The organism is Algoriphagus aurantiacus (assembly GCF_035156405.1).
Taxonomy (GTDB): domain Bacteria; phylum Bacteroidota; class Bacteroidia; order Cytophagales; family Cyclobacteriaceae; genus Algoriphagus; species Algoriphagus aurantiacus.
Window position 1 is genome coordinate 124196 of record NZ_JAXRUT010000015.1, and the last position, 19199, is coordinate 143394.

At 40.8% G+C, this 19199-nt stretch carries 22 protein-coding genes; 9 read left to right on the forward strand and 13 right to left on the reverse strand.

The genetic code is table 11. From position 1 onward, the window contains the following. Positions 1–5: 5 nt before the first annotated feature. Entirely contained in the window at positions 6–1592 is a 1587-nt protein-coding gene (locus tag SYJ56_RS15600) for an alpha-isopropylmalate synthase regulatory domain-containing protein (protein WP_323835649.1), read from the forward strand. Then, positions 1561–2628 carry a 3-isopropylmalate dehydrogenase gene (leuB, locus tag SYJ56_RS15605; RefSeq protein WP_323835651.1) on the forward strand — a complete coding sequence of 356 codons (1068 nt, stop codon included), beginning with the start codon at positions 1561–1563 and terminating at the stop codon, positions 2626–2628. The genes SYJ56_RS15600 and leuB overlap by 32 nt, the downstream gene beginning before the upstream one ends. Before the next feature lie 51 nt (positions 2629–2679). Here the strand turns inward: leuB and SYJ56_RS15610 are convergent, their stop codons facing one another. Together SYJ56_RS15610 and SYJ56_RS15615 are read right to left on the reverse strand one after the other, a co-directional pair. Then, complete coding sequence (locus SYJ56_RS15610; RefSeq protein ID WP_323835653.1) at positions 2680–3021, reverse strand: PIN domain-containing protein; 342 nt, start codon at positions 3019–3021, stop codon at positions 2680–2682. A 110-nt stretch (positions 3022–3131) separates the two neighbouring features. Further along, positions 3132–3410 carry a hypothetical protein gene (locus SYJ56_RS15615; RefSeq protein ID WP_320899561.1) on the reverse strand — a complete coding sequence of 93 codons (279 nt, stop codon included), beginning with the start codon at positions 3408–3410 and terminating at the stop codon, positions 3132–3134. Positions 3411–3695: 285 nt separating this feature from the next. Between SYJ56_RS15615 and SYJ56_RS15620 the strand changes: the two genes are divergently transcribed. Further along, complete coding sequence (locus SYJ56_RS15620; protein WP_323835658.1) at positions 3696–4901, forward strand: CehA/McbA family metallohydrolase domain-containing protein; 1206 nt, start codon at positions 3696–3698, stop codon at positions 4899–4901. A gap of 23 nt (positions 4902–4924) precedes the next feature. Here SYJ56_RS15620 and SYJ56_RS15625 read toward each other — a convergent pair whose 3' ends face one another. From SYJ56_RS15625 to SYJ56_RS15635, 3 genes are read right to left on the reverse strand one after another with little or no spacing between them, the layout of a single operon-like run. Further along, positions 4925–5164 (reverse strand): hypothetical protein, encoded by a 240-nt coding sequence (locus SYJ56_RS15625; RefSeq protein WP_323835660.1) that lies wholly within the window; start codon positions 5162–5164, stop codon positions 4925–4927. Next, the gene (locus SYJ56_RS15630; protein ID WP_323835661.1) at positions 5139–5369 is read right to left on the reverse strand and encodes a DUF2442 domain-containing protein; all 231 of its coding nucleotides are present in this window, start codon (positions 5367–5369) and stop codon (positions 5139–5141) included. The genes SYJ56_RS15625 and SYJ56_RS15630 overlap by 26 nt, the downstream gene beginning before the upstream one ends. A gap of 1 nt (position 5370) precedes the next feature. After that, the gene (locus SYJ56_RS15635) at positions 5371–5619 is read right to left on the reverse strand and encodes a DUF4160 domain-containing protein (protein WP_323835662.1); all 249 of its coding nucleotides are present in this window, start codon (positions 5617–5619) and stop codon (positions 5371–5373) included. 77 nt (positions 5620–5696) lie between these two features. Between SYJ56_RS15635 and truA the strand changes: the two genes are divergently transcribed. After that, positions 5697–6482, forward strand: a complete 786-nt coding sequence (truA, locus tag SYJ56_RS15640; protein ID WP_323835664.1) for a tRNA pseudouridine(38-40) synthase TruA — start codon at positions 5697–5699, stop codon at positions 6480–6482. A 140-nt stretch (positions 6483–6622) separates the two neighbouring features. Here truA and SYJ56_RS15645 read toward each other — a convergent pair whose 3' ends face one another. The 8 genes from SYJ56_RS15645 to SYJ56_RS15680 all read right to left on the reverse strand — a co-directional run bounded on the left by SYJ56_RS15645 (position 6623) and on the right by SYJ56_RS15680 (position 13535). Next, positions 6623–7117: a GNAT family N-acetyltransferase gene (locus tag SYJ56_RS15645; RefSeq protein ID WP_323835666.1), complete on the reverse strand. Its 495-nt coding sequence runs from the start codon at positions 7115–7117 to the stop codon at positions 6623–6625. Between the two features lie 91 nt (positions 7118–7208). Further along, complete coding sequence (locus SYJ56_RS15650) at positions 7209–8576, reverse strand: Gfo/Idh/MocA family oxidoreductase (protein ID WP_323835670.1); 1368 nt, start codon at positions 8574–8576, stop codon at positions 7209–7211. 114 nt (positions 8577–8690) lie between these two features. Then, positions 8691–10058, reverse strand: coding sequence for a Gfo/Idh/MocA family protein (locus tag SYJ56_RS15655; RefSeq protein WP_323835672.1), 1368 nt, complete (start codon positions 10056–10058; stop codon positions 8691–8693). A gap of 146 nt (positions 10059–10204) precedes the next feature. Beyond that, positions 10205–10666, reverse strand: coding sequence for a hypothetical protein (locus SYJ56_RS15660; protein WP_323835674.1), 462 nt, complete (start codon positions 10664–10666; stop codon positions 10205–10207). Between the two features lie 12 nt (positions 10667–10678). After that, positions 10679–11131, reverse strand: a complete 453-nt coding sequence (locus SYJ56_RS15665) for a nucleotidyltransferase (protein WP_323835676.1) — start codon at positions 11129–11131, stop codon at positions 10679–10681. Continuing rightward, complete coding sequence (locus SYJ56_RS15670; protein WP_323822688.1) at positions 11131–11346, reverse strand: hypothetical protein; 216 nt, start codon at positions 11344–11346, stop codon at positions 11131–11133. Before SYJ56_RS15670 ends, SYJ56_RS15665 begins: the two co-directional genes overlap by 1 nt. Positions 11347–11451: 105 nt before the next feature. Next, entirely contained in the window at positions 11452–12522 is a 1071-nt protein-coding gene (locus SYJ56_RS15675) for an Ldh family oxidoreductase (protein ID WP_323835678.1), read from the reverse strand. Between the two features lie 68 nt (positions 12523–12590). Then, positions 12591–13535 carry a Ppx/GppA phosphatase family protein gene (locus SYJ56_RS15680; RefSeq protein ID WP_323835681.1) on the reverse strand — a complete coding sequence of 315 codons (945 nt, stop codon included), beginning with the start codon at positions 13533–13535 and terminating at the stop codon, positions 12591–12593. Between the two features lie 260 nt (positions 13536–13795). On the opposite strand from SYJ56_RS15680, the gene SYJ56_RS15685 reads away from it, so the two are divergent. The 5 genes from SYJ56_RS15685 to SYJ56_RS15705 all read left to right on the forward strand — a co-directional run bounded on the left by SYJ56_RS15685 (position 13796) and on the right by SYJ56_RS15705 (position 18965). Continuing rightward, positions 13796–15379: an acyl-CoA carboxylase subunit beta gene (locus SYJ56_RS15685; protein WP_323835693.1), complete on the forward strand. Its 1584-nt coding sequence runs from the start codon at positions 13796–13798 to the stop codon at positions 15377–15379. Between the two features lie 37 nt (positions 15380–15416). After that, complete coding sequence (locus SYJ56_RS15690; RefSeq protein WP_323835683.1) at positions 15417–16481, forward strand: M42 family metallopeptidase; 1065 nt, start codon at positions 15417–15419, stop codon at positions 16479–16481. A gap of 45 nt (positions 16482–16526) precedes the next feature. Next, positions 16527–17294, forward strand: coding sequence for a helical backbone metal receptor (locus SYJ56_RS15695; protein WP_323835685.1), 768 nt, complete (start codon positions 16527–16529; stop codon positions 17292–17294). 204 nt (positions 17295–17498) lie between these two features. Then, the gene (locus SYJ56_RS15700; protein ID WP_323835687.1) at positions 17499–18263 is read left to right on the forward strand and encodes a 3-keto-disaccharide hydrolase; all 765 of its coding nucleotides are present in this window, start codon (positions 17499–17501) and stop codon (positions 18261–18263) included. A gap of 105 nt (positions 18264–18368) precedes the next feature. Then, positions 18369–18965: a 3-keto-disaccharide hydrolase gene (locus SYJ56_RS15705; RefSeq protein ID WP_323835689.1), complete on the forward strand. Its 597-nt coding sequence runs from the start codon at positions 18369–18371 to the stop codon at positions 18963–18965. Positions 18966–19199: the final 234 nt, after the last annotated feature.

Genomic DNA, 19199 nt, shown 5'->3' on the forward strand with positions numbered 1-19199 from the left:
TGAAAATGACCGCAGGGAAGCGCATTGAAATAATGGATACAACGCTGAGGGATGGTGAGCAGACCTCGAGCGTTTCTTTTTTGCCTTCTGAAAAGCTGCAGATCGCTAAACTTTTGCTGGATGAATTGAAAGTGGATCGGATAGAGGTGGCTTCAGCGAGAGTTTCAGATGGTGAATTGGAAGGAGTGCAGAAAATCACCCATTGGGCAACCGAGAAAGGTTACCTAGATCGTGTGGAGGTTTTGGGTTTTGTAGATACACCTGCTTCAGTTAATTGGATTTTGAAAGCTGGTGCCAAGGTGATGAATTTACTTACTAAAGGTTCTTATAATCATTTGATTCATCAGCTGAAAAAGACTCAAGAGGAGCATTTCAATGATATTCAAAAGAGCATAGAATATGCCCAAGAGAATGGAGTTGATGTAAATGTGTACTTGGAAGATTGGTCAAATGGTATGCGTAATTCACAAGAATATACGCTGTCATTGATAGAGTTTCTGACTACACTACCGATAAAGAGAATTATGCTCCCAGATACATTGGGACTACTTTCTCCGGAGGAGACAAAGAGTTTTTTTATCCAGATTTGTTCACGTTTCCCTGAAACGCATTTCGATTTCCATGCACATAATGACTACGATCTTTCTGTTGCCAATGTGATGGAAGCGATTATGTATGGTGCATCAGGAATTCATACTACTGTCAATGGTCTTGGGGAAAGAGCAGGAAATGCTCCCCTTGAGTCGGTAATTGCTGTGATAAAAGATTTCACAGATCTTCAAATCAATGTGCAGGAGCAAAAAATCTACCGAGTAAGCAAATTGGTTGAGCAATTTTCCGGTCAGCATATTCCAGCAAATAAGCCTGTGGTAGGGGAGAATGTATTTACCCAAACAGCTGGGATTCATGCTGACGGGGACAATAAAAAGAATCTCTATTTCAACGATTTGCTTCCTGAGCGTTTTGGCCGTCAGCGGAAATATGCTCTTGGCAAAACTTCCGGTAAAGCCAATATTCTCAAGAACCTCGAAGAGCTTGGAATTTCTCTGGAGAAGGATGAACTCACTAAAGTCACCCAGCGTATCATCGAACTCGGTGATAAAAAGGAGCGAGTGACTACTGAAGATTTGCCATATATCATTTCTGATGTGTTGCAGAATAATTCTATTTCCAAAAATATCTTTATTGAAGGCTATCACATGACTCATTCCAAAGGATTGAAGCCTTCGGTGCAGCTGAGATTGAATATTTATGGAAAGTCTTACGACGCGACCGCAACTGGAGATGGTCAGTACGATTCCTTTATGCGGGCAATCAAAAAAATCTATAAATCCCGTAAAAGACAACTTCCTAAGTTGATCGATTACCATGTATCCATTCCTCCGGGAGGAAAAACTGATGCTTTCGTAGAGACTGTCATCACCTGGGATTATGGGAAAATATTTAAAACGAAAGGGCTAGATCCCGATCAAACAGTGGCTGCGATGATGGCCACGGAGAAAATGCTGAACATCTTCGAATCATTTAATCAAACACCAACGAAAGAAGAATCCAAGTTTTATGGAAATGAATATCGCGCTGTTGCCGGGTGACGGCATCGGACCTGAAGTAATCGACCAGGCTGTAAAAGTAGTGAAAGCTATCGGCCAGAAATTCGGACACAAAATCACTTTTACAGAAGCTGTAGTAGGAGCCGCTGCTATTGACGCAACAGGGGAACCTTATCCAGACTCCACACACGAGATCGCGGCAGCTTCGGATGCGGTTCTTTTCGGAGCAATCGGTGATCCTAAATATGATAATGATCCAAAGGCAAAAGTTCGACCTGAGCAGGGATTATTGCTGATGCGTCAGAAATTGGGCTTGTTTGCTAATGTTCGTCCTACATTTACTTTCCCTTCTCTGGTGCACAAGTCTCCTTTGAAGTTGGATCGTGTAGATGGAGTTGACTTTGTATTCTTCAGAGAATTGACCGGCGGGATTTACTTCGGCGAGCCAAGAGGAAGAAATGAGCAAGGCACTAAGGCATTTGATACCAATGTGTACAGTAAGTTTGAGATTGTTCGCTTAGCGAGAATGGGTTTTGAAGCTGCGCAAAAAAGAAGAAAATTGCTGACCTGCGTGGATAAAGCAAATGTGATGGCGACTTCCAGACTATGGAGAGAAACTGTTCAAGAGCTTGCTCCAGAATATCCAGATGTGAAAGTGGAATATGAATTCGTAGACGCAGTAGCAATGCGATTGATCCAGTGGCCAAAAGCATACGATGTCTTGATTACCGAAAATTTGTTTGGTGATATCCTCACTGATGAGGCATCTGTGATTTCAGGCTCTATGGGCTTGATGCCTTCTGCTTCTTTGGGTACGTCTATCAAGTTATTTGAACCAATTCACGGATCATATCCTCAGGCAGCTGGTAAGGACATTGCTAATCCTTTGGCGACAGTTCTTTCTGCAGCGATGATGTTTGATTATGCCTTTGATCTGAAAGAAGAAGCCAAACTGATTTCCGATGTAGTAAATCTATCTCTAGAAGAAGGTTATGTGACCGAAGATATTGCTGATGGCGGTACCGCTTACAAGACTTCTGAAGTTGGCGATTGGCTGGCGGCTAAGATTTTGGGATAATCCCGATTCTCACAAAAAACTAGAAAGCCACCTTAGGAATGAGGTGGCTTTCTAGTTTAATCTATCATTTCTGATTTTTTTTAAGTCTATAACTTTTATCCCATAAGCGTTTGCATAGTCTGCAAGTTTGGAATCCCCAGTTATCAGAAAATCACATTCTTTGCAGATTTCTAGAACTCCTGAATCTGTTAATCCAAGATCAAAAAAAGCTTGAGACTCCAAATTGGATTTTGATTCTATAAATCTCTCAGTTGATTTTGAAATCAATTCTTTTAAAACTTGGTAGTAAGTCCAACGATGCCCTTTTTGAAAGTTATTTAGTAGGTTGTCAACTTCCGTCAAGACATTTGGGGTTGTCAATATTCTTTCCAAGCTTCCAATTAAAAAAGTCAAGTTTTCAAAGTCAATTGATTCGAAAATTGAAGTTCTTTTATGTGTAGAAATTAGTGATTTGTCAATAAGGCCTACGACTAAAAGTATCAAAGCATTGGTGTCTATAAAAATCATTTTGACTCGGAAAACATGTAGATTCCAACCACTTCTTTATTTTCATCGATTTTCAGTCTCTTATATATTCTTTCATAAGGTAGAAAGCTAAGGACTGATACTGCTGAGGCACCACGATTTTTATTTTCCTGTAGATATGAAACAACAACATCCCATGCCTTTTCATCTTTTTTAAATTCTATTTGTTCAAGCCGAAAATCGGATTCCTGAATATTGATCAATTCCGCAAATTGCTTTTTCGCTGCTTCGAAGATTTCTTTAAGAGATAGTTCCATTTCTATTTTTTTTCCAATTTATCAAATCTCAATTTAATTTCTTGACGCTTTGATCATAATATGTAAGCAATGCATACCTGGATCCATGATTCATTTCCATTCTGATCATTCTGGACTCAAAGTAAGTCCACTTCTTTCGCCAAACTGCTTGATATTTATTATCAAATCTCAAAAAAACACCTATTGAAGGTGGTTTTTTTGTGCCCAATGTTTAGAATAATCTTGTGCTAACCTTTCATTTGCAGGACCTTGTTATATTTGGTAATCACCTTAATGCTATTTGCCATGAAATATCTTCCTCTGATTTTTGTACTTATTGTTTTAAGTTTTGTTTCCTGTAAGCCTACAGAGAAAGCTGAGGAATCTTCCAAACAATGGTATAAAGGCAATCTTCATACGCATTCCTATTGGTCCGATGGTGATGATTATCCTGAGATGATCATGGATTGGTATAAATCACATGAGTATGATTTTGTGGTTTTATCTGACCATAACACGCTGGCGCAAGGTGAAAAGTGGAAATTGATTCCAAAATCTCCGTCACATGAAATGGGCTTTCAGAAATACTTGGATAAATATGGAGAGGAGGTTCAATATCGCAAGGATTCCGCCGGTAGGATAGAAGTCAAGTTAAAAACCTTAGCCGAATATGCTCCGATGTTTGAGGAAGTAGGAGAGTTCTTGATTATTCAATCTCAGGAATTGACGGAGAGTTTTGAGAAAAAACCGCTTCATATGAATGTGACCAATATTCAGAAATTGATTCCTGCAGAAGGAGGGAATTCAGTTGCAGAAGTATTACAGAATGGTCTTGATCGGGTAAAAGCCCAACGGGATTCTACCGGAGTACCTATGTTTCTCCATATCAACCACCCAAATTTTATCTGGGCAATTACGCCTGAGGATATTATTGCTTTGGATGGTGAGCGATTTTTTGAAGTGTATAATGGTCATCCACTCGTTCATAATTATGGAGATTCGCTTCGTCCGAGTATGGAAGTGCTTTGGGATAAAGTTCAGATGGCTTATCTGCAAGCTGATAAACCACTTCTTTACGGTTTGGCGGTAGATGATGCACATAATTACCATGTCTTCGATCAAAATAGCAGCAATCCAGGCAGAGGTTGGGTGATGGTTTTGGCGGAAAGTTTGGATCCTGCTTCTCTCGTTGAAGCAATGGAGCGTGGAGATTTTTATTCCAGTACTGGAGTGACTTTGTCATCCATTGAATTTGATGGAAAAATGCTCAGTATTGAGGTTGAACCCGAAGCGGGAATCACTTATACAATTCAGTTTTTTGGAACAAAGAAATCTAACCCTGAAGCTACTGGTGTTTTGCTGGATGAGAAGATCGGAGAAAACGCATCTTACAACCTAGAGGCAGATGATATGTACGTCCGTGCTAAAATCATTTCTTCCAAACCGAAAGAAAATCCATATCAGTTGGGCGATATGGAAGTTGCCTGGACGCAGCCAGTGATGAGAAATTAAAGCTTCCTATAGTAATAATTTTACTACTTTTTGGTTTTCTTAAGACCTAGAAATTCTTTTAAAAAAGCCTGTTCATTAAACGTGCGTTGTGCCTTTTTATCACTTCGGAATTTCATCCAAACCAATACTATAATGGTGAGGAGAAATACTATAAAAACTAAATAAATCCAGATAGGTACATCTTCTATCCGGTGTAATCTTCCCGCCCATCCTTTTCCAGGGTTCAATGAATCCACCTCAGCATTTATTTTTAACCAATTCATTCACTGAAATGTCCTCGTCTATCAAAGGCCAATGAACTCCGTAGCCTGATGGGGAGATTTTGTAGATGGAGCGCTCCATATCTGAAGCGACCAGCAATTTTTCAGAAATTTCAGCAATATCTATGTCGATTTTCCGATCATCTACAGAGATGATCATCCTGTCGTCGACGAAACTGATAACGGATATGTGATGGCTAACTTTCATTTTATTTTTTGAAATAGGTATTCCAAGAGTCTACAATTAAGTCAAAATTCTTGAAAATTAATTTACGAATCTCTTTTCTGCCTGATACACTCAAATTATACGAAAAAGCTTCCTGAATGTCCACTTCTTCTGTCAAAACCCAAAACTTACATTCCATTTCTCCCTTTTGTGCATGGATATGAATAGGTTCTGAACCTTCATTAGAATAGAAGAAAAGTCTCCATCCTGATATATATAGAACCGTTGGCATATTCGAATTTACCTATTTGGGGTAATATTCATCCAGCTATAGATTATTATCTTTGCTAGGTCTAAACATAAGCGCTGTTGCAATCCCGCCCATTTTCCTACCTTTTTTCCATTTCCTACTACGGTGCCCGATATAAAGGCTGGGCTCCTCAGCCTAATCAGCCGACTGTGCAGCGGAGATTGGAGCGGGTGCTTCGGCATGTGCTGGGTCATGAGGGTTTTTCACTGATCGGAGCTAGCAGAACGGACTCGGGGGTTTCTTGTGTTGGGGGATTTGTACAGGTTTTCCTTCGGGAAAAAGTAGAAATGAATTCCCTTTTGCCAGAATTCAATGTGCATCTTCCACAGGATATCCAGTTGAATTCTGTGCAAGAAGTTTTGAACAGCTTCAATCTGATCCAGTCTGTCAGCCAGAAAACTTACCGCTATTATTTCTCAAACTCCAAAGATTTTCACCCTTTTGGTTCAGCTTTTATAGTCAATGTAGTAGGAGAGTTGAATTGGGAAGCAATGGAGGAAGCGTGTCAAATGTTTATCGGAAATCATGACTTCCGAGCGTTTTGTAAGCCTTCGGAAAACAAGACTGATTATAAACGAGAGGTACTTTCGGCTGGAATTTTTACATCAAAAGAATTTCTCGGGCAGTTTTTTCCACAGAAAATTTATTACTTCGAAATCACTGGATCAGGTTTTCTTCATCATCAAGTACGAATGATGATGTCAGCTATTTGGCAAATAGGCAAAGGAGAAATGGATTTATCAGAAATCTCTGCTCGGTTTGAATCCCCTGAGGGTTTTGAGAAATTACCTCCAGCTCCTGCAAATGGTTTGGTGCTTTGGGAAACGATCTTACGGAATTTATGAGAGATGAATTTTTGGTTTGCAAAGGCATGAAGAACTACGTACTAATCTTCTAAAAGGCCATTCTAGCGAAACTGATATTAAGCCAAAAGCTTAAATGAATCTTACGTTGTGCCGCTGCGCCATTGCGAGATAAAGAAAACTCAAAGCTTCAACTCAAACACATAATCATCCATCACATAACCATTTCCTATGTCGATGATTTCCTCCTTAATCTTTATAAAGCCCAAGTATTCGTAGAAGTCAATCGCTCCTTGATTGTATTTATTAACGTTTAGCAGCAGACTGGTCTGCACATTTTCCAAAGCAATTTCTTTGATTGCATTGATCAATTTCTTTCCAATGCCTTTCCCTTGAGCAGTTGGCAAAATGTAGATCTTATGGATTTTCGTCTTTCCGGGTTCCTGATTGAGTTCAAAACCTGCGAACCCCAATTTCTCCCTATCCTCTACAGCAAAATGAAAATGATATCCATCACTTGCCTGCTGCTCTAGTGTCTCCAAACTGTACATCCAATTGAGCATGTAATTGATCTGGGTTGAAGTTAAGATTTTACCAAAAGTATCAGGCCAAGTACGTTGGGCGATGGATTGAACGTGGATCAGCTCTTCTTTTTGTGCAGGAACGATGGTTACCATTTTTTATAATTTATTGAGTCAGGTATAAAAGTAAGAAAACCGACCTTTAGGATAAAAGATCGGTCTTACAGAGAAATAGTTTTGAAGATTTTTATACTTTTTTAGGTTCTGGATGTATATAGCCTTTTCTGTACGGTCTTCTTAATCTCTCTGTGGCTTCTTTATCTCCAATTACAGTCATACTGTTTGGATCGTATTTCAGTGCCCGACCGCCCAAGTCCATGGAAATATTAGCCAGAATACATGATGCAGTAGAAATGTGCCCTTCTTCAATGTCCGCAACCGGCAATGAGTCATTTTCGATGGCTTTCAACCAATCCCTCATATGGAGACGGGTAGCTGGAGCTGCATTCAGCTCGATATCCGGCTCAGTTAAATCTTCTGGATATTTTTCTCGTTCGAAAAGGCACTCAAAATGTATCGGCTTTTCATCCTTATCTAATGGAGTGTAATCTGCCTGCATAGTACTTCCAGCCAGCATTCCTTTTTCACCAAAAATTTTAAAGGCCCATGGATACTCTGGGTCGTCTGGATTTCCCCAAGTTCGGTGTTGCCAAACTATATTGAGCTCTGGATATTCGAAAATTGCTGATTGCGTATCTGAAATATTTGATTTACCATCTTTCTGAACAAAGATTCCACCGGTGGATGTGATCTGGGTTGGCCAGCCAAGCTTAAGCATCCATCGAACAGTGTCCAGCATATGCACACACATATCACCAGTGATGCCGTTTCCATATTCCATAAATGTTCTCCACCAACGTCTATGTGGTAAACCATCGTATGGTCTCAATGGAGCAGGACCTGTCCAAAGGTCATAATTGAAAAAGTCTGGTACAGGTTCTACAGGTGGATTTCCATTTGCTCGCATGTGATAATAGCAGCAAACTTCCACATGAGAAATCTTTCCAAGTTTTCCACTGTCGATAATTTGCTCCTTGGCATCGATCAAATGTGGAGTACTTTTACGCTGAGTACCTACCTGAACTTTTTTGTTGTATTTACGCGTAGCGGCTATAATAGCTTCACCTTCTATCACATCTACAGAAATTGGTTTTTGCAAATAAACATGGGCGCCAGCTTTTAAAGAGTCAATTGCCTGAAGAGCATGCCAGTGATCTGGTGAACCTATAAGTACATACTCAGGTTTTTCTTTGGCTAGAAGTTCTTTGTAGTCTTCATAAAGTGCGGGGATTTTGCCAGACTTTTGACGAGTTGCCACCATGTCTCCTGCTTCATTAAGCATGTTTTTGTCTGGGTCGCAAAGGGCAACTACCTCTACGTCTGCTACTTGGATCAGACGAAAAAGATCTGATTTACCATACCAACCTGCACCAATCAAAGCTACTTGAAGTGGTCCTTCCCGGTCTTTGAAATCCATACCTAAAAGGCCGAAACTTGCGAGGGTTGCCAAAGCGGAAGAGCCTTTGAGGAAATCTCTTCGATTAAATGAAGTCATAAATTAAGGGTTTGAGGGTTTATTGTATCTCTTAAGTTACAAAAAGCCAAAACCATAGCAACTAGAATTAGATGAATGGAAAAAGAACTAACCTGAAGTCTAGGTTTTTAAATTTCAAATTTGATCTGGCTCTGGATGAACATAGCCCGCTCGATAAGGTCTTCTTAAAAGTGCAGTAGCTTCCTCATCACCCACCACTGTCATAGTTTTGGGATCATATTTTAGAGGTCTTCCATTAAGCTCCATGGACATATTTGCCAAGATGCAAGATGCTGTAGAAATATGTCCCTGAAGGACATCCGCTACAGGCAAGGTGTCCTTTTCTATGGCCAGAAGCCAGTCTTTCAATTGCTCCCTAGTTGCTGGTGCCGCATGGATTTCAATGTCTTTTTCAGTAACATCTTCTGGATATTGCTCTTTCTCCAGCACTACTGGATAATGGATTGGCTTACCATTCTCTTTTCCTTCGGGATAGTAATCTGCCCGCATAGGACTTCCTGCTAGCAAGCCGTTTTCTCCGTAGATTTTAAAAGCCCAAGGATAGTCCTTGTCCACAGGATTGCCCCAGCTGCGGTGCTGCCAGACGACATTCATTTTGTCAAATTCAAATAATGCGGTTTGGGTGTCTGAAATATTGGATATCGAATCTTTGTCCACATAAATTCCTCCGGTAGATATCACTTGCACAGGCCAACCCAAATCCAGCATCCATCGGACTGAATCCAACATGTGCACGCACATGTCTCCCACAATTCCATTGCCATATTCCATAAAAGCGCGCCAGCCTCGATGTAAAATTCCTCGATAGGGCAGCATAGGAGCTGGACCTGCCCAGAGATCGTAGTTCAGATTTTCGGGAACTGGGATCACGTCTGGATGGCTTCTATTCCGCATGTGATAATAACAGCAGATCTCAGCATGGGAGATTTTACCGAGCTTTCCCGAATCGATGATTTCCCTCTTTGCTTGAAGGAGATGTGGCGTACTTCGTCGTTGCGTTCCAATCTGAACTTTCCGGTCGTACTTTCTAGCTGCCGCCAAAATTGCTTCTCCTTCAATCACATCAACAGAAATTGGTTTTTGTAAATAAACATGTGCGCCAGCCTTTAGGGAGTCTATCGCCTGAAGAGCATGCCAGTGATCAGGTGATCCGATTAATACATATTCAGGTTTTTCTTTCGCCAAAAGCTCCTTATAATCTTCGTAAAGAGTAGGTACTTTTCCAGACTTTTGTCTTGTTGAAACCAATCTTCCAGCATCGGCCAACTGTTTGCTGTCCACATCACAAAGCCCAACCACTTCTACATCAGCTATTTGTATGAGACGAAAAAGATCGGATTTGCCATACCAGCCAGCACCGATTAAAGCCACTTGGATCGGCCCTTCCCGATCTTTGAAATTCATGCCAAGCAAGCCGAAACTCGCCAGCGACATTAGGGTAGTACTTCCTTTCAAAAATTCTCTTCGATCTAGGGGTTTCATAGGTTTTGGGCTTGATGTTATTAGCGCTTTAAATTACAAAAAGCTCAAGCATTGGCAAGAAAGTACTAGGACATGCTTAAGGTTTGGTGGGAAAATTAACCACTTATTTAAATTGATGCTCTGAGTTAAGAATTACTTCAAAAATGTTATTTGGCAGTCCAGTCCAATTGTCGACCTTCTTCCTGAGCTTGTTTATCTTTTGACGTACCCACTGCTATTCCGATAGCCATTCCTATTGGAAGTCCGATTCCTAAAAATGCCATATTTCCCAAGGCAGCACCGAATACAACGCCTAAAGGAATTCCAAATGTCGCCATGCCCAGAGCAAGCCATTGGTTTTGGTAGTGGTTTTTGGTTACCAAGCCAAGTTCATTCTCCAAAAGTTTAAGGATAGCTGATTGTGCAGAAGAGATTTGCTTTATCAGTTGGGGATCTGGGCCCGGGAAATTATTCACTCCTGTCACAGTTTCATTGATTTGGGACTCGGTGCTTGAAGGAATCTTTTTGAGTCTAATTGCATCCAAGAGAGTACTCAGGTTATGGGATGCTTTGGCAAGCTTTGGGTTTTCTTCGAAAGATTGTTGTGGGGTGAGGTAGAAGAGGGACATGTTTTTGGGTTTCTATTGTAAATTATCCAAGTCATCTTGATCCTTAGGTCTATTAGAAGCAGTTTTGGCTTTAATTAAATCATTTTTATGAATTGTTCTGACTTTTAAGCCATCATCGTCAAATATCTTTGCTTGTTCAAAAGTTTTATTGAAGTCTAAACCTCTTACCGCCGTCATGATATCAATAGCTACGGGGGATTTTCCAAAGGAAAACACATCCCAATCAGGATGATTCAAGAAATTTTCCAAAGTCATATCGAAGACAGGCATTCCAAATTCATAAAATGCATCTACAAGCTTTTTATAGTTGTTTTCAGTTTTTCGAACCCATAAATCCATATCACCGGTAGTTCTAGCGTATCCATGAATAATCACAGAGAATGCACCAACGAGTATGTAATCTACTTCTTGGTGATTTAATGCTTTTAAAAAATCGCGAAAATCATCTTCAAAAATATTTCCCATTATTTTCTGGATTTCATGCAGAAAGCAGATCTGTCCATCCTAGGTGGATTTTCTAAATCATACCCGTAAGCAATGCTATTAAGGTACTTATGGATTCGCATCCTTTCTTGCCAAGTCAAATTCCTGTATTCTTCCCCATAATTAACTTGTTCAGAAGCATTTCTTGCTTTGAAGGCGGAGCGGTCGAGCCGAAATTTTTGAGTAGAATCGGGCATAAAAATTTAATTAAGCTGTCCTAAGTTAAGAATTTGATGAGATATCTTATTCCGTCGGCTCAATCAAATTGGTTACACTCAAAAGCCCGAAATCGACAATTCATATTAAAACTTCACACCAAACCGCTCTCCCAGTTCTGTCAAGTCAATCACCACTAGATCCAGCAAAGGAATTCCTTCTTTCATACGAATAGCTTCCAGTTCCCGTTCAGGATCTCCAGGGATCAAAACTTTTTCATTTCCAGGTGTCGGTTTGGCAGCACGGAATCGAGTGATCCAATTGTCCATGTGGGCTTTAAATTCCTCTGCAGGTCGGAATGCATCTACACGCATCGCACCAAAAAAGTGCCCGATTCCTTCACCGACTGGATTGGGATCTGGCTCTAAGAATGCCACGAATGGCGGAACCCATGGCCCATAATTGGCTCCCGAAAGTACTGCTGAGAAAATATCTACGATTGAACCAAGCGCATAACCCTTATGTGATCCATGCTCCCGATCGCCACCGAGTGGAAGTAAAGCTCCTCCATCTTTTACGCCATTGGCAGAGGTAGTTGGATTGCCATTTTTATCTTGCACCCATCCCGTTGGAGTGTCCATGCCTTTCCGTTGCAAAATTTCCAATTTCCCATTAGCAGCCGTAGTTGTGGCCAAATCTGCTACAAATGGTGGTTGATCTTTGGCAGGTATTGCCACTGCAATGGGATTAGTTCCCAATAGTCTTTCCTGCGAAAAAGTAGGGGCTACCAGTGGACTAGCATTTGTCAAAGAGATTCCGATCATATCATGATCCAATGCCTGCATGGCATGATAACCGGCAATGCCGTAATGATTTGAATTTCTTACAGAAACCCATCCTGTCCCAGCTGTTTTGGCTTTTTCAATAGCAACTTTCATCGCGTAGGGAGCTACCACTAATCCTAAACCTCCATCGCCGTCCACCACCGCTGTGGAGGGAGTTTCGTGAACAACCCTCAAATTTGGTGTGGCATTAATTCTACCTTTTTCCCATAAACGCACATAACCCGAAAGTCGCGCGACACCATGACTATCCACTCCGCGGAGATCAGCTGAGAGCAACACATCAGCAGCCGTTTTGGCTTGATCATCCGGGCAGCCGATTTTGGCAAGCATGCCTAAAGTAAATGAGTGAAGTTGTTCATAGGAATAGGTCATAAGAATAGGGGGATTAAACTGGCAAGTAACTAGTAGTTAAAGATAAGAAAGGAAATTTTCGGAAAACCCTAAAGGGCTGTTTGCTCTGGAACAAGCAAGGAGGCGATAGCACCTTCTTTCAATGCATAATGAGAACATGTGATAAAATCAACCTCGATATACCGCAGAATAAATTCGATCAGGCTCGACGCAACTACAATCATATCGACACGCATGGGGATCATTCCAGGAATCAGCAGACGTTCTTCTTTGTTTTTGCTCAAAATCATGCGATGAATCGCTTCGTATTCTTCCACTGGCAACTCAAATACATGTCGACCGGTGAGTTTGCATTGTAGCATGGATTCAAAGTAAATATCCGTCAGGGTGTCAAAGGTTCCAGAAGCTCCCACCAACCCAACTGGCTTGTAGGTGTTAATGGCTTCAATCAAAGGCTGGAGTTTTTCTTCCAAGTAATTTTCCAGTTTATCGATTTCTTCTGGCAGAATAGGGTCGTGGTAGTGAAATAGCTCTAACAGTCGCTGCCCTCCTATTTCAAAACTTTGTTTCCACAGGGATCCTTGACTATTGCCAATAATGAACTCCACAGAACCACCTCCGATATCCATCATGAGTTCGGTCTGACCATTGAGCGAGCCGGAAAGCCTGATACCTTCATAGATCATCTGTGCTTCCTCAGTGCCTGATAGTACTTGGATGTTAATACCAATGGATTCTTTGACCTTTTTGACGAAGTCAGGGCCATTTGCTGCATTTCGTACAGCACTGGTAGCAAAAGCAAAAACCTGATCTATGTGCTCGCCATCGATCAGGTTTTTGAAATGTGTGAGCGTATGAAAAGCTCGTTTTATAGCATCCTCGGCAAGGGTATTCTGATTGATGCCCCCTTTTCCCAATTTGACAGGGATTTTCTCCTTGTAAATTGTTTTAAAATTTACACCATTCAATTCTACCAATAACAAATGAAATGTATTGGTCCCCATGTCTATCACCGCTGCCTTTCGGGTACTCATACGCTGCCAATTTTTTGGATGGGCGAATATAGAAAGTTATTTGAAATGAGGTCTTTCTACTTTTATTTTAAATGCCCTTTTTTTTAAAAAGTACTCGATAAACTCATTTCTAAGTTTAATACGGTGTTTTTGTTGGCTAGATTTAGCAGTTAACATTTTTCAATTAGTACAAATTTGCTCTTACCCAAAGCTCATTCCTTTAGGATTTTTTCCATAGCTACCAAAGCCTGCTATATTTGAGCAAGTCTAAAAACTATCGTATGATCAAACAGGATAAACCCAATTATACTTTACCTGGAAAAGAGGGTAAAATCGAGTTGCTGAAAAAGAAAAATGCAGAAGCCTTACTTGGAGGAGGTGAAAAACGAATTGCCTCCCAGCACAAGAAAGGCAAACTCACAGCCCGCGAGCGTGTGGAATTACTGATGGACGAGGGGACTTTTCAGGAAATCGATAAATTCGTGATGCATCGTGCGAAGGACTTTGGCCTTGATAAGGAACATTACCTCGGTGATGGGGTTATCACTGGATATGGAGAAGTTAACGGGAGATTAATCTATATTTTTTCGCAAGACTTTACCGTTTTTGGAGGATCGCTCTCTGAGACCCATGCCGAGAAAATCTGCAAAATCATGGATATGGCCATGAAGAATGGAGCGCCTGTGATTGGTTTGAATGATTCTGGTGGAGCCAGAATCCAAGAAGGAGTGAATTCACTTGGTGGCTATGCCGATATATTTTATAGAAATACACTCGCTTCAGGAGTGGTGCCACAGATCTCAGCGATCATGGGGCCATGTGCAGGTGGTGCAGTTTATTCACCAGCGATTACTGACTTTATATTGATGGTGGAGCATACATCCTATATGTTTGTGACTGGGCCAAACGTGGTGAAAACGGTTACTCAGGAAAATGTCACTGCCGAGGAATTGGGTGGAGCATCGGCACATAGTACTAAAAGTGGTGTGACTCATTTCGCTTGCGCAAATGAATTGGAATGTATCCAGCATATCAAAAAAATCTTGAGTTATATGCCTCAGAACTGTGAGGGAATTGCTCCTGTTTACCCCTATGAATTGTTAGAGGATGAAAGCCGGAAAGAATTGGACAGTTTGATTCCAGAGAACCCAAATCAACCGTATGATATTCGCGATGCGGTGAGAGGTATTGTGGATGAGGATTCATTCTTGGAGGTTCATGAAAACTTTGCAGACAATATTGTTGTTGGATTTGCTAGAGTAGCCGGTAGAAGTATAGGCGTGGTGGGTAATCAGCCGCAATCTATGGCAGGAGTTTTGGACAACGACGCATCAGTCAAGGCGGCAAGATTTGTCAGGACTTGCGACAGCTTCAATGTCCCACTTTTGGTATTGGTGGACGTACCGGGTTTTCTTCCTGGAACAGATCAAGAATGGAATGGCATTATCACCAATGGCGCAAAATTACTGTATGCATTCTCTGAGGCTACGGTCCCAAGGATTACTGTCATTACAAGGAAGGCTTACGGTGGAGCCTATGATGTGATGAATTCTAAGCATATCGGCGCTGACCTTAACTTTGCCTGGCCAACAGCTGAGATCGCAGTAATGGGAGCGAAGGGCGCTTCGGAAATTATCTTTAAAAAAGAGATCTCAGAAGCCGAAGATCCAGAAGCCAAACTTCAGGAAAAAGTGGATGAGTACACAGCTAAATTTGCAAATCCCTATCGAGCAGCTCATCGAGGCTTTATTGATGAAGTAATTTTGCCGTCTGAAACGCGAGTTAAACTAATTAAGGCCTTCAAAATGTTAGAGAACAAGGTGGATAAAATCCCGAGGAAGAAGCACGGGAATATTCCTTTGTAAAATATTCAATTATCAATTTTCAAATACAATTTTAGATATGGATTCGAATACCTTTTTATATAAATACTTAAACAACGCCTCCCCAACTGGTTTTGAAGCATCAGGTCAGCAGATTTGGCTGGATTATGTCAAGCCATTTGTGGATGATTATTTTACTGATAATTACGGGACTGCAGTTGCAGTTATCAATCCATCCGCTGAATATAAGGTGGTGATCGAAGCCCATGCTGATGAGATCAGTTGGTTTGTTAGCTACATTAAAGAAGACGGTTATATATATGTGCGTCGCAATGGAGGTTCTGATCACATGATAGCACCATCAATGCGAGTGAATATCCATACCGACAAGGGAATGATTCCGGGAGTATTTGGCTGGCCAGCTATTCATGTCCGAAAAGAAGGAAAAGAGGATGCCCCAACTTTGGATAGTATTTTCATTGATGTGGGAGCCAGAACCAAAGATGAAGTGGAAGAAATGGGGATTCACGTAGGCTGTGTGATTACTTTCAAAGATGAATTAACCGAATTGAATGGAAAATTCTACTCAGGCAGAGCGCTTGATAATAGAATTGGAGGTTACATGATTGCTCAGGTTGCAAAAAAAATAAAGGAGTCTAAAAAGGAGCTTCCATTTGGTCTCTATATTGTAAATGCCGTGCAAGAGGAAATAGGTCTTCGTGGTGCACAAATGATTGCTGCCAAAATCAAACCCAATGCGGCAATTATTACGGATGTTTGTCATGATACTACAGCACCTTTATATAATAAGGTTACAAGTGGAGATTTCACAGCGGGTAATGGACCGGTTTTGACTTATGGAGCTTCAGTACACAAGAAGTTGCTGGATCTGATTATTGCAACAGCCAGAAAAAAAGAGATTCCTTTTCAAAGAGCTGCGGCATCCAGAGGCACAGGTACTGATACGGATGCATTTGCTTATTCTAATGATGGTGTACCATCGGCTTTAATTTCCCTTCCTTTGAAATATATGCACACGACCGTAGAGACTGCTAGTAAGGATGATATCGAGCAGGTGATCAACTTGATGTACGAATTTTTGCTCGAGTTTGACCCCACTTTTGATTTTAGATACATTAAATAAGTCTAGGGTTCAGAGTCATATGGGCTGTCGACTTTCACCTTGGAAATGGAATATATAGACCAACTGAAGCGAAGCATTTCTATTGAGAATGCTCCTCAGAGGATAGTTTCTCTAGTCCCATCTCAAACAGAATTGCTGGTTGATTTAGGTTTGGAGGATAGAATTGTGGGAGTGACCAAGTTTTGTGTTCATCCCAAAGGCTTAAAAAAGCGTAAAGCTATAGTCGGTGGGACAAAGAATTACCGGTTTGAAGTAATAGATTCTTTACAGCCAGACTTGATTATTGGTAATAAAGAGGAAAACGAGCAATCCGAAGTGGAGAAATTGATGGAAGTGTATCCTGTTTGGATGAGTGATATCTTTTCCTTGGAAAATAGTTTGGAGATGATTGAGGATTTTGGAGAAATGCTAAGCGTAAAAGCTAAAGCTGAAGAAATTATCAAGCAATTGAAATCAGATTTTTCTAAACCACTGCCTAAGAAAGGAACTTCGATTTATATGATTTGGAAAGATCCTGTTATGGTGGCAGGATCTGATACATTTATTAACGAGATGCTGGGGTTTGCAGGGTTTGAGAATTTGATCCAGACTCCGCGCTATCCACAGGTTTCAGAAAAAGAATTAATAGATCTGAACCCTGAGCATCTTTTACTAAGCTCTGAGCCTTTTCCCTTTAAGGAAAAGCATATTCACAATTATGAATCGCTTTTGCCGAAGGCTAAAATAACATTAGTAGATGGAGAGATGTTTTCTTGGTATGGGAGTAGACTTCTGAAAGCTAGAGCCTATTTCGAAAGTTTAGTGTCTATATAGAAGGAGAGGCTAGTCTTTGAATATACCGGTAGTGAAAAGATTCATTTATCCACGAGACTTTATTAAAAAAATCAATTAACTTTTGAGTCAATAACGTTGAAACTTATTATACTATGAAATCGAGCAGGACTCCTAGTCTCAATGGTGGGATGATTATCTTTCAAGCGAGATTCCATATGGCCTTTAAAATCAAATTATAATCATATGAAAAATACAAGATATGCATGGGTGGCATTGTTCGCCTTGGCTTGGTCATGTGGGCCAAAGCCTGCAGAAGATTCAGTGACAGAAACAGTGGTGGAGGAAGTTCTGGTAGCAGAGAATTCATTGACAGAAGAAGAGAAGGCTGATGGCTGGATGCTACTTTTCGATGGTGTCAATACTGATGGTTGGAGAGCATTTAATGGAGATAGTTTCCCTTCGGACGGCTGGACTGTAGAAGATGGAGCGTTGAAAGCATTGGGTAAAGGCGGGGATATCGGAGGTGATATAGTATTTGCCCCTGTTGAATTCGAGCAGTTTGAAATGGAATGGACCTGGAAAATAGCTCCTGGTGGAAATAGTGGGGTACTCTATCATGTAGTGGAGGATCCAAAATATAAGGCTCCTTATGAGACAGGACCAGAATATCAAATGATTGATCAATTGGGTTTTGCAGATCCATTGGAGAAGTGGCAATCAATTGGCGCGGATTATGCAATGACTGAACCGGATTACGAAGGGGCGGTAAAGCCAGCGGGCGAGTGGAATACTTCCAAAATCATTTTCTCAGAAGAAGGATCAAGCTATTACTTGAATGGGAAAAAGACTGTAGAGTTCGTTCCTTACTCAGAAGAATGGACAGCCGCACGTAATTCGGGTAAGTGGAATGATTTTCCTGATTATGCAATTTCAAAAACTGGCTTGATTTCACTTCAGGATCATGGAGCAGAAACTTGGTTCAAAAACATTAAAATTAGAAAACTATGAAATCGAGCATGACTCCAAGCTTTATACAGAAGCATGATTACAATACATGCGAGATTTCTCCCGATAGCTATCGGGATGACCTTTAAAAATCAAAATTATAATCATATGAAAAAGATATTAGTGGTGTTGCTAGTAGTAGCATCTGTGAATTTTGCGTACGCGCAGAAGAAAGTCAAACTCTTTAATGGTGAGGATCTCTCAGGTTGGACTATTTATGGCACAGAAAAGTGGTATGTAGAAGATGGATTGTTGATTTCTGAAAGTGGACCGGATAAAGGTTATGGATATTTAGGCACTGACGAAGAATACGATGATTTTGAAATCACATTGGAATTCAAACAAGAGGCAAATGGAAATAGTGGTGTATTTATTCGATCTACAGTGGACGGGACGAAAGTTTCTGGCTGGCAAGTAGAAGTTGCACCTCCAGGCAATGATACTGGCGGAATCTACGAATCCTATGGTAGAGGCTGGTTAGTGAAGCCGGATCCGGAAAAGGACAAGAATTTGAAATTCGGAGAATGGAACAAAATGAAGATTGTTGTCAAAGGCGATAACGTTACTTCGTATTTGAATGGAGAAGAAATGGTCAACTTTTCCGACGCTAAAATAGGAGAAGGAAAAGGTGGTATTAACCTACAGATCCATGATGGTGGTGGAATAAAGGTTTACTGGCGAAACATTGTTTTGAAAAAGCTGTAAAAATCCAAACGCTATAGACGAAATGCCCTGATGATTGAGTTATCAGGGCAATTTTTTATTTTGTAAAACTTTCCTCTTTCTCTATCAGTGCCTTACGTCAAAAGCAGATAAAATCTCATAAACTTTCTTGCCGCTAAAATAAAAAGGTGGATATTTGCACTCCCAAACGACGGAAACGGAGAGCTGGGACGGGAGAAAAGCCTCCCGAAAAGTAGTGAAAGAATTAATTTCGGT